The organism is Cupriavidus sp., from assembly GCF_057315035.1.
The window spans coordinates 1-9,862 of the sequence record NZ_DBHKYV010000075.1 but is presented as its reverse complement, the minus strand read 5'-3'; the positions used below and the strand labels follow the sequence as shown (position 1 = coordinate 9,862).

The following is a 9,862-nucleotide window of genomic DNA, read 5'->3' as shown; positions in this document are numbered from 1 at the left end:
TACCCGTGTGAAAGTAGGTCATCGCCAGGCTCTTATACCCAGAACCCCCAAGCCCCAAAAGCTTGGGGGTTTTGCTTTTGGGCGAACGGTTTGCACGAACGTTCTGCGCAACGTTTCTTGCGCAGAATACCCGGCCAAACCAAGTTCTCTCCATGTTCGCTGTTGTATTCAGGGTACGGGAGCATTCCTGCCTGAAATCCCTTCTGATATGTTCTGCCCTTAAGCGTCGTCCAGATGTCGACGCGATGTAGTCTGCAACAGCAAAGCCGCGGCGCCGAATGGCCTGACGCAGGATGTTGGGATTCGACGAACGGGTAAGAATCAGGGTTCAGGGGGTTACATGGTGGCCATGAAGTTCCGGCCAGCACTGGCATGTGTGGTGAGCGCATTTGTGCTCGCCGGTTGTGCGTCGTCGACGATGGCGCCGGTTGATCCATCGAAATTGGCCGCGATCTCCGACGGGGATTGCAAGACGTTCATGCTAAAAGCTGGAACGTTGCCGTCTAATAACAGCGCGGCGGCTGATCCTCTCGAACTGGCAAACCGTACGCAACGAACGGATTCGGAAGCGGAAGCGGGTGGTGATGGTGAGTCGGAAGCAGATGCTCCGCCGTTGCCATTGCTGTCGCAGCTCCCCCAGTTTTCGGTATCAGGCGACGCCAAAGCGGTTCCCGTTGGCTGGCAACCGTGGACCGTCAATCGCAACAAGATCCCCACCCGGTATTCGCTTACGGAAGTCGACCAGCGTATGGTGCTCCATGCGGAGGCTGACGGTTCTGCATCGGGCCTCTATGTTCCGCTGGCCCAGCGCGACGCTGGCACCTTGCGATGGATGTGGAAAACCAGCGACGTGATTCGCGTGGCCGACAATGCAGTCAGTCACCGGGAGGATGCGCCGCTGCGCGTTTTCGTTGCGTTCGACGGAGATCGCAGCACGTTGCCGCTTCGTGACCAACTGATGTACGAAATGGCGCGTATCACCACTGGCCGCGAGATGCCCTATGCCACGCTGATGTATATCTGGGGTGGCAAGCGTCCCGAAGGCAGCATCCTTAATAATCCGCATACCGATCGGGTGCGCATGATCGTGGTCGACTCCGGCACGCGTCATACCAAGGAATGGCGTTGCCATGAGCGCGACTTGCGCGCCGACTACCGCAAGGCATTTGGCACCGATCCGGGCAAGGTCCTCGCGGTTGGCCTGATGACCGACACCGACAATACCAAGAGCCGCGCCGAATCCTGGTACGGCGATATCACAATCGACTGATTGATTGGTCGGCCGGGTTAGCCGACCGCGGTATCTTCCAGCGCCAGCAAGGCAAACGTGGCCAGCCAATGGGTGGCCACGTAATGGCCTTCCACCGCTTGTGGCAACGACGCTTCAAGGTGATCTGACCACGCGCGCACCGCGAATGGCTGCAGGGGTGCTGGCAGCGCCGGACCTAGCAGGCGCCAACACCAGGCACGGGACAGGTTCAGCCCGTCCAGATGGGACATCTTCGGGTCGGTTCGATCCGCGACCACAACAGGCGTCAGCCACGTTCCAAGCTCGGCCTGCCCAGGCGCGAACAGTTCCCACCACTCGCTAAAGTCGCAATCGTCCAGCACCTGCTGCATCAGCACCGCTTCCATCAGGCCACCAGACAGGAACTCGTCGCCGCCTGGTTCGTACCGCGCAGGATAGCGCTGGTCATGTCCGAACCAGCGATGCGCGCGCCGTACGATCGACTTGCGCAATGCAGGATGTTGGTCCTTCTTCGCGTAAAACAGCGCCATCACCAGCGCAAATGCGCTATTGAAGTGAGTACCGGTACGGATTGGGAAATCGGCGATGTCGATGTAGTCGAGCAACCGCAGCGCCAGATGATCGGACAGCGGTGCGCATGCGGTAGCCCATTGGGCCGCCTGGGCATCGCGAGACGCCAATCCAGCCAACTCGGCCTGCAGGCGCAGCATCCACGCCCAGCCATACGGCCGCTCGAACGTGCGCGATGACGGCCGCTCGAAGTAAGCCAGTTCGGTGGCGATGGCTTCGGGACGTAACTGGGCATCGAGCGTGTCACGGATGCGCGCGCCAATCGGCATGTCCGGGCGCAGCGCCAGCAGTCGCACCAGCAACCAGTGCATGTGCACCGATGAATGCCAGTCGTAACTGCCATAGAAGACCGGATGCAGTGCCGCCGGTGCAGCCAGGTCGCCCGCATCCACCATCAGGTGATCCACCTTGTAAGGATACGGCCGCACGATATTCTCAAGCGCCACATGCGCAAAGCGCTCGGCCGTGGCGTCATCCAGGCGGAAAGAGCTCATCGTGCGTTGTATGCCAAGGTGGAAGATAAAGCGTCAGGTCAGGCCGGCGCCAGCCACTTCTCCACCAGCTTCACGAAGAACGTAGAGCCTACCGGCAACAATTCATCGTTGAAGTCGTAGCTCGGGTTATGCAGCATGCACGGGCCCAGGCCATGGCCGGCCTCGCGGTGCGAGCCTTCGCCGTTGCCGATAAACAGGTAGCAGCCGGGCTTTTCCTGCAGCATGAACGAGAAATCCTCGGCGCCCATGGTCGGTTCCACGTTGCCGTCGACATTCGTTGCACCCACCAGCTCGCTGGCCACGCCCACGGCGAATTCGGCTTCGGCGGTGCTGTTGATGGTCGGTGGGTAATTGCGATGAAATTGAAAGTCGATCGTGCAATCGAACGCTTGGGCCACTGCACGAGCCACTTCTTCCATGCGCCGTTCGATCATGTCGAGCACCGGCACCGTAAAGGTCCGGACCGTACCGCCCAGCCAAGCCTCGTTCGGCACGATATTGGTGGCGTCGCCCGCGTGGAACTGGGTCACCGAAATTACCGCTGTATCGATCGGGCGCTTGTTGCGCGTGATGATGCCCTGCAACGCCGACAGGATCTGCGCGCCCGTGAATACCGGATCGCAGCCATTGTTCGGCATCGCCGCATGCGCGCCCTTGCCGCGCACCACGATCTTGAACTCGTTGCTTGACGCCATCAGCGGACCGGCCGTCGTGCCGAATGATCCCACCGGCATGCCGGGCCAGTTGTGCATGCCAAACACCGCATCGCACGGAAAGCGCTCGAACAGGCCGTCCTTGATCATTTCGCGTGCACCGCCGCCGCCTTCCTCGGCCGGCTGGAAAATCAGGTGGACCGTACCGTCGAAGTTGCGATGCTCGGCCAGATAGCGCGCGGCACCAAGCAGCATTGCGGTATGGCCATCGTGGCCGCATGCGTGCATCTTGCCTTCATGCTGCGATCGATGGCCGAACGTATTCGCTTCCTGCAGCGGCAGGGCATCCATGTCGGCGCGCAGGCCGATCGAGCGGCCACCGTTGCCGTTACGGATGATGCCGACCAGGCCCGTGGTACCCAGGCCGCGATGGACCTCGATACCCCAGGATTCCAGGTTCTTGGCCACCACGTCAGCAGTGCGCTGTTCCTGGAAGCAGAGTTCGGGATGCGCGTGGATATCGCGTCGGATGGTGCGGATTTCGGCTTGCGCCTGCAGGATTTCGGGGATGAGCTTCATGATGCCAGTCCAGGCGAATGGGGCAATTGGATACCCCCGATCATACGACGGCTGCCCGCGAAGCGCCAAAACAAGGCTTTGGCTACACGTGCCGGCCCAATCCCGTGCATGGCGAAGCCCTGGCGGCTCCAATAGTGGCGCAGCGCAACATGGCGAAATGACCGCCGACGCGGGTGGGTTTCCCCGCATGGCGGATGCCCGGCACTGCTGGAACAGTTCATGCTTGAAGTGCCCGGCCGGCCGCGCCCCACGTTGCCATGTAGAACGCCGCACCAAAATGCGGCTGGTTCCGCTGAGAAAATGACGGGAAGCGCGGCTGATCCTCATTGTCATTTCAAGACTCAAGACTTCCCACAGGGAGAATCGCGCGATGTCCCTTCGCAACGTCAAGAAGGCAATCGGCAAGACCGTTGGTACCGTCCTGCTGACCGGTGCAATCGGCCTGGGCCTGGCCGCCCAGGTACAGGCGGCCGACCTCAAGATCGCCATGAGTTCGCCTCCGACCTCAATGGATCCGCATTTCTATAATCTGTTCTCGAACATCAATGTGTCCGAGCATGTGTTCGAGACGATGATCAAGCTCGATCCGGACAGCAAGGTCATACCTGGCCTGGCGGAGTCGTGGAAGCTCGTCAACAACCTCACGTGGGAATTCAAGATCCGCAAGGGCGTGAAGTGGCATGACGGCACGGAATTGACCACCGAAGACATTGCGTGGTCGCTCGACCGTCCCGCTACCATCGTCAACAGCCCCGGCAAGTTCGACGTGTACACCAAGGCGATCATCAACAAGAAGATCATCGACAAGTACACGATCCAGGTGACCACCAACCAGCCGTATCCGTTGATGCTCAACGACCTGACCGCGGTGTTCATGGTGCAGAAGAAGGCCACGCAGGGCCTGACTTCCGACGATTTCGCGCAAGGCAAGGGCATGATCGGCACCGGTCCGTTCAAGTTCGTCAGCTATGCGCGCGACGACCGGGTCGAACTGGTGCGCAACCCCGACTACTGGGGACCGAAGCCGGCATGGGACAAGGTGACGCTGCGCTTCATCCCGAACCCGGCCACGCGCCTGGCGGCGCTGCTGTCGGGCGATGTCCAGGCCATCGAGAACGTGCCGACCCCCGACCTGCCGAAGGTACGCAACGATCCCAAGCTGTCGTTCTTCTCGAAGATCTCGCATCGCGTGATCTACCTGTACTTCGATGTGAAGCGCGACAAGTCGCCGTTCGTCACCACGAAGGAAGGCCAGCCGATGGACAAGAATCCGCTGAAGGACGCGCGCGTGCGCATTGCCATCAGCACGGCCATCAACCGCCAGGGCATCAAGGACCGCCTGATGGAAGGCCTGTCCGAGCCGACCAACAACCTGGTGCCGCCGACCATGTTCGGCCACAACCCGCAGCTCAAGACGCTCAAGTACGATCCCGAAGCGGCCAAGAAGATGCTGGCCGATGCCGGCTATCCGAACGGCTTTGGCCTGACGCTGCATACGCCGAACAATCGCTACGTCAACGACGAGAAGATTGCCCAGACCATCGCGCAGAACCTGACCCGCATTGGCATCAACACCAAGGTGGAAGGCATGCCGATGGCCACGTATTCGTCGAAGGCGATCAAGCACGAGTGGTCGTTTGGCCTGGTCGGCTGGGGCGCGCAGACCGGCGAAGTGAGCTCGCCGCTGCGTGCGCTGCTGGCCTGCGAGGATTCCAAGAAGGGTTTTGGTACCACCAACTGGGGTGAATACTGCAACCCGAAGATGGATGTGGTGCTCGAGAAGGCGCTGGCTACTGTGGATGACACCGAGCGTTCGAAGCTGCTGCAGGAAGCCACGGCGATTGCGGTGCTCGACGGCGGCATCATCCCGGTCCACCATCAGGTCACGACGTGGGCCACGCAGAAGGGTATCGTGTACGTGCCGCGTACCGACGAACGCACCTACGCACATAACTTCAAGCCGCAGTAAGGTGGCACAGTAAGCTGGCACACTAAGCTGGCATTCAGGCAAGACGGAGCCGTATCGGGCATCACCGCGGCTCCGGTATGATCGCGGCCCCGGCCGGCATCGACTGGCCGGGGCGACCTCACCACGATATCCCCCGTGGGTCGCGAACACGCTGGCAGCGCACCACGCATGCCAGCGAAAGGAAAAGCGTCTGGAACATGCTGGTCTTCATCATTCGGCGTCTGATGCAGAGCGTGGTTGTGCTGCTGGTCATGTCGCTGCTCGTATTTCTCGGCGTCTTCGCGATCGGTAATCCGGTCGACATACTGATCAGCCCGCAGGCCGACCAGGAAGACATCAAGCGCACCATTGCCGCACTCGGCCTCGACAAGCCACTCTGGGAGCAGTACTGGATCTTCCTGCAGAACGCGCTGCACGGTAACCTAGGCACCTCGTTCGCGCATGGCACCCCGGCATTGAAGCTGATCTTCGAGCGCATGCCGGCCACGCTGGAGTTGGCCGTGTTCGCGATGATGCTGGCCATCGTGCTTGGCATACCGCTGGGTCTCTGGGCCGGGCTGCGGCCCAATGGCGCCGCCGGCAAGACCATCATGACCGTGTCGATCCTCGGTTTCTCGCTGCCCACGTTCTGGGTGGGCCTGATGCTGATCATGGTCTTCGCCGTGCAACTGGGCTGGCTGCCATCGAATGGCCGCGGCGAAACGGTGCGCGTGCTTGGCATTCCGCTGAGCTTCCTGACGCTCGACGGCATCCGCCATCTGATCCTGCCCGCGGTCACGTTGTCGCTGCTCAATATCGCGATGGTGATCCGGCTCACGCGCGCCGGCACGCAGGAAGCGATGCTGCAGGACTATGTGAAGTTCGCGCGCGCCAAGGGGCTGTCCAATACGCGCATTGTCGGCGTGCATGTGCTGAAGAACATCCTGATCCCGATCGTCACCGTGATTGCGCTGCAGTTCGGCTCGATCATTGCGTTCGCGATCGTTACCGAATCGATCTTTGCGTGGCCCGGCATGGGCAAGCTGATCATCGACTCGATCCAGTTGCTGGACCGCCCCGTGATTGTTGCCTACCTGATGGTGATCGTGACGCTGTTCATCCTGATCAACCTGGTGGTGGACATCGTCTACAGCATGCTCGATCCGCGCGTGCGCATTGCCGACAACAAGGGCTGAGCCATGAGCACTTCGACCGTACCCGAGGCAGCGGCCAAGCCGGTAGCCGCCGTGAAGGAACAGACGCCGTTCCGCCGTTTCGCGCGGCAGTTCGTGGAAAGCAAGCTGGCGATGCTGGGCCTGGTGACGCTGCTGCTGATCATCCTGATCGCGATCTTCGCACCGTGGCTGGCGCCACAGAATCCGTATGACCTGGCCACGCTCGATGTGCTCGACGCGCGGCTGGCACCCGGCGAACAGGCGGGCAGCGGCATGACGTTCCTGCTGGGCTCCGACGAGCAGGGCCGCGACATGCTGTCGGCCGTGATGTACGGCCTGCGCATCAGCGTAGGCGTGGGCGTGGTCAGTACCGTGATCGCGCTGTTGTTGGGCGCCACGCTGGGTCTGCTGGCCGGCTACATCGGCGGGCGCACAGAAGCGTTCATCATGCGCGTGGCCGACCTGCAACTGTCGTTCCCGCCAATCCTGCTCGCATTGATCCTGCTGGCGTTCCTGCGTCCGGGCATCGGCAATATCGTTATCGCGCTGGTGGCGGTGCAGTGGGCCTATTACGCACGCACCACGCGCAGCGCGGCGCTGGTCGAACGGCGCAAGGAATACATTGAAGCGGCCACCTGCCTGGGGTTGCCGCCGCAACGCATCATGTTCCGGCACCTGCTGCCCAACTGCCTGCCGCCGTTGATCGTGATTGCCGCGCTGCAGGTGGCATCGGCCATCACGCTCGAAGCAACGCTGTCGTTCCTCGGGCTCGGCGTGCCGGTCACGGAGCCGTCGTTGGGCATGCTGATTGCCAACGGACAGCAATACATGCTGTCCGGCAAGTACTGGATCAGCTTCTTCCCCGGTATCGCGCTGGTGGTCACCATCGTGGCGATGAACCTCGTGGCCGACCAGTTGCGCGACGTGCTGAACCCGCGTCTGCAGACGCAGTAAAGGAGATCGACATGACACAGCCAACCCTGGTCGTCGAGAACCTGAAGACGCAGTTCTTTACGCGCGCTGGCGTGGCCAAGGCCGTGGACGATGTGTCGTTCTCGGTGGGCCGTGGCGAGATCATGGGTCTGGTCGGTGAATCGGGCTCGGGCAAGTCGATGACCGGCTATTCGATCATGGGATTGATTGATCCGCCGGGCAAGGTCGTCGAGGGCCGTATCGCGCTGACCAGCCGCGATGGTGTCACGCGCGACCTGCGTGCGCTGACGCCGGCGCAACAGCGCGACGTGCGTGGCAACCGGATCGCGATGATCTTCCAGGATCCGATGATGACGCTGAACCCGGTGCTGCGCATCGACACGCAGATGATCGAGGCAGTGCGCGCGCACGACAATATCAGCAAGGACGCGGCGCGTGAGCGGGCCCGCAATGCGCTGGCACGCGTGGGCATTCCGTCGCCGGACGAACGCCTGCTGGCCTATCCGCATCAGTTTTCGGGCGGCATGCGCCAGCGTGTGGCCATCGCCATTGCGCTACTGAACAAGCCCGACCTGATCATCGCCGACGAACCCACTACCGCGCTGGACGTGACCATCCAGGGGCAGATCCTGTACGAGATGCAGACGCTGTGCCGCGAGTCGGGCACCGCGCTGATCTGGATCACGCACGACCTGTCCGTCGTGGCTGGCCTGGCCGACAAGGTTTGCGTGATGTACGCGGGCAAGATCGTGGAAGCGGGCGATGTGCGCCAGGTGCTGGAACATCCCGCGCATCCGTACACACATGGCCTGATCGGTTCCGCGCCGTCCCGCAATCCGCGTGGTGCACCGCTGCGCCAGATTCCGGGGATGACGCCGTCGCTGCTGAACCTGCCGGGTGGCTGCTCGTTCCGTAACCGCTGTCCGTATGCCACCGATGTGTGCAAGTCCGATCCGCCGCTCGAAGCGTCTTCCGATGGGCGCCAGTTGCGCTGTTTCCACCCGGTCCACGCCCAGCAGGAGGCCGCATGAGTACCCCTGTGATCGACACTCCCGCCGCCGTCACGGCAGGCGCGGCGGTGGATACCGGCACGCCGGTGGCGCCGTTGCTGGAACTGCGTGGCGTCTCGAAGCGCTTCGTCAAGTCGCTCGATGTCGCGGCCAAGATCGCCAATGTGTTTGGCGCGCATCAGCGCATGGAAGTCGTGCATGCGGTCGACAAGGTCGACCTGTCGATCCGTACCGGTGAAGTCGTGGGGCTCGTGGGTGAGTCCGGTTGTGGCAAGTCCACGCTTGGCCGCATGGCCGTGGGCCTGCACTCGTTGACCGAGGGTGAGCGGTTCTGGCGCGGCACGAATCTGGACCGCCTGCCAGCCGACAAGAAGCGCGAGAAGCAGCTGGCGATCCAGATGATCTTCCAGGATCCGTACGCATCGCTGAACCCGCGTTTGCGCGTGATGGACATCGTCGGCGAGGCGCCAGTCGTGCATGGCATGGTGGAGAAGGGCGCCCAGAAAGCCTATGTGGAAGACATGCTGGTGCGCGTGGGCATGGATCCCACCGTGCTGCGCCGTTTTCCGCACCAGTTTTCCGGCGGCCAGCGCGCGCGTATCGGCATTGCCCGCGCGCTGGCGGTGAAGCCCGAGTTCCTGGTCTGCGATGAATCGGTGGCGGCACTCGATGTGTCGATCCAGGCCCAGGTGCTGAACCTGTTCATGCGCCTGCGCGAAGAGTTGAACCTGACGTACCTGTTCATCAGCCATGACCTTGGCGTGGTCAAGCATATCAGCGACCGCGTGGTGATCATGTACCTGGGGCGCGTGGTGGAGTCGGCGCCGACCGAGGATGTATTTGCCACGCCAAACCATCCGTACACGCAGGCCTTGCTGGCGGAAGCGCCGAAGCTGGAGGTTGGCAAGAAAACCTATGTGGCGATTCGCGGTGAAATCCCGTCGCCGCTGAACCCGCCGACGGGGTGCCATTTCCATCCGCGCTGCCCGCATGCGATGCCGCGCTGCAAGACCGAACAACCGGTGCTGAAGGAGATTGCGCCGCTACGATGGTCGGCGTGCCATCTCAATGATGTGAGTTGAAGAGTGGGTGTGGATTTTCTCCCCTCTCCCGCGCTGCGGGAGAGGGGCGGGGGAGAGGGCCGGTGCATCAAGACGCGATATCGGCAAATTGAACCGCTTTGCCCTCTCCCCCAACCCCTTGTATGTCGCACAATTCGATCTGGATGCATTAGATCGATAACCCCAGGAT

9 protein-coding genes are annotated in these 9,862 nt (G+C 62.0%); 6 read left to right on the top strand and 3 right to left on the bottom strand.

Annotation, left to right across the window (positions count from 1 at the left end; translation table 11 throughout):
• Positions 1 to 336 precede the first annotated feature (336 nt).
• Entirely contained in the window at positions 337 to 480 is a 144-nt protein-coding gene (locus tag ACO550_RS39175; protein ID WP_315598794.1) for a hypothetical protein, read from the bottom strand.
• Between ACO550_RS39175 and ACO550_RS39170 the strand changes: the two genes are divergently transcribed.
• Complete coding sequence (locus tag ACO550_RS39170) at positions 479 to 1,270, top strand: DUF3047 domain-containing protein (protein WP_315598793.1); 792 nt, start codon at positions 479 to 481, stop codon at positions 1,268 to 1,270. The two genes, ACO550_RS39175 and ACO550_RS39170, sit on opposite strands and share 2 nt — an antisense overlap.
• A 17-nt stretch (positions 1,271 to 1,287) precedes the next feature.
• Here ACO550_RS39170 and ACO550_RS39165 read toward each other — a convergent pair whose 3' ends face one another.
• On the bottom strand, positions 1,288 to 2,313 hold the full coding sequence (locus ACO550_RS39165; RefSeq protein WP_315598792.1) for a DUF2891 family protein: 1,026 nt from the start codon (positions 2,311 to 2,313) through the stop codon (positions 1,288 to 1,290).
• A 38-nt stretch (positions 2,314 to 2,351) separates the two neighbouring features.
• Complete coding sequence (locus ACO550_RS39160) at positions 2,352 to 3,545, bottom strand: M20 aminoacylase family protein (RefSeq protein WP_315598791.1); 1,194 nt, start codon at positions 3,543 to 3,545, stop codon at positions 2,352 to 2,354.
• A 370-nt stretch (positions 3,546 to 3,915) separates the two neighbouring features.
• On the opposite strand from ACO550_RS39160, the gene ACO550_RS39155 reads away from it, so the two are divergent.
• The 5 genes from ACO550_RS39155 (at position 3,916) to ACO550_RS39135 (ending at position 9,693) form a co-directional block, all read left to right on the top strand.
• A complete protein-coding gene (locus tag ACO550_RS39155) occupies positions 3,916 to 5,514 on the top strand; it encodes an ABC transporter substrate-binding protein (protein ID WP_315598790.1) in 1,599 nt (532 codons plus the stop codon).
• A gap of 197 nt (positions 5,515 to 5,711) precedes the next feature.
• Positions 5,712 to 6,689: an ABC transporter permease subunit gene (locus ACO550_RS39150; protein WP_315598789.1), complete on the top strand. Its 978-nt coding sequence runs from the start codon at positions 5,712 to 5,714 to the stop codon at positions 6,687 to 6,689.
• 3 nt (positions 6,690 to 6,692) lie between these two features.
• Entirely contained in the window at positions 6,693 to 7,622 is a 930-nt protein-coding gene (locus tag ACO550_RS39145; RefSeq protein WP_315598788.1) for an ABC transporter permease subunit, read from the top strand.
• Positions 7,623 to 7,633: 11 nt separating this feature from the next.
• The gene (locus ACO550_RS39140; protein WP_315598787.1) at positions 7,634 to 8,632 is read left to right on the top strand and encodes an oligopeptide/dipeptide ABC transporter ATP-binding protein; all 999 of its coding nucleotides are present in this window, start codon (positions 7,634 to 7,636) and stop codon (positions 8,630 to 8,632) included.
• Positions 8,629 to 9,693 (top strand): oligopeptide/dipeptide ABC transporter ATP-binding protein, encoded by a 1,065-nt coding sequence (locus ACO550_RS39135; RefSeq protein WP_315598786.1) that lies wholly within the window; start codon positions 8,629 to 8,631, stop codon positions 9,691 to 9,693. Before ACO550_RS39140 ends, ACO550_RS39135 begins: the two co-directional genes overlap by 4 nt.
• Positions 9,694 to 9,862: the final 169 nt, after the last annotated feature.